Source organism: Deinococcus pimensis DSM 21231 (genome assembly GCF_000519345.1).
Classification (GTDB): domain Bacteria; phylum Deinococcota; class Deinococci; order Deinococcales; family Deinococcaceae; genus Deinococcus_A; species Deinococcus_A pimensis.
Genome location: NZ_KI912617.1, coordinates 172748 through 173366, shown reverse-complemented (window position 1 = coordinate 173366; position 619 = coordinate 172748). Strand labels below are relative to the sequence as shown.

1 protein-coding gene is annotated in these 619 nt (G+C 73.3%); it reads right to left on the bottom strand.

Translation table 11 applies throughout. The features are described from left to right. Positions 1-619 (bottom strand): aromatic amino acid lyase (locus DEIPI_RS38670; protein ID WP_169737000.1); only part of this gene is annotated, 619 nt, incomplete at both ends.

Here is a 619-nt window from a genome sequence, read left to right as displayed (position 1 = left end):
GACGCCCGCGCCGGGCGCGAGCGGCTGGAACTCCAGCGCCTGCGCCGCGCACAGCACCTCCACGGCGAGGACGCCCGCCGTGTTCTCCACGACGTCGCGCAGCTTGCGCGCCGCGTGCGCGCCCATGCTGACGTGATCCTCCTGGTTCGCGCTCGTCGGGATGCTGTCCACGCTCGCGGGGTGCGAGAGGACCTTGTTCTCGCTGACGAGCGCGGCGGCGGTGTACTGCGCGATCATCAGGCCCGAGTTGAGCCCGCCGTGGGACGTCAGGAACGCCGGGAGGCCCGAGAGGGCCGGGTTGAGCAGCTGCTCGCAGCGCCGCTCGCTGATCGAGGCGAGCTCAGCGACCGCCACGGTCAGCGCGTCCGCCGCGAGCGCGAGGGGCTGACCGTGGAAGTTCCCGCCGGAGATGACCTCGCCCGTGTCGGGGAAGATCAGGGGGTTGTCCGTGACGCTCGCGAACTCCACCGCGAGGACGCCCTCCACGTGCGCGAGCACGTCGGCGGTCGCGCCGTGCACCTGCGGCGCGGCGCGCAGGCTGTACGCGTCCTGCACCCGCCCGCAGTCCGCGTGAGACGGCGCGATCTGGCTGTCCGCCAGGAACGAGCGCACCTGCGCC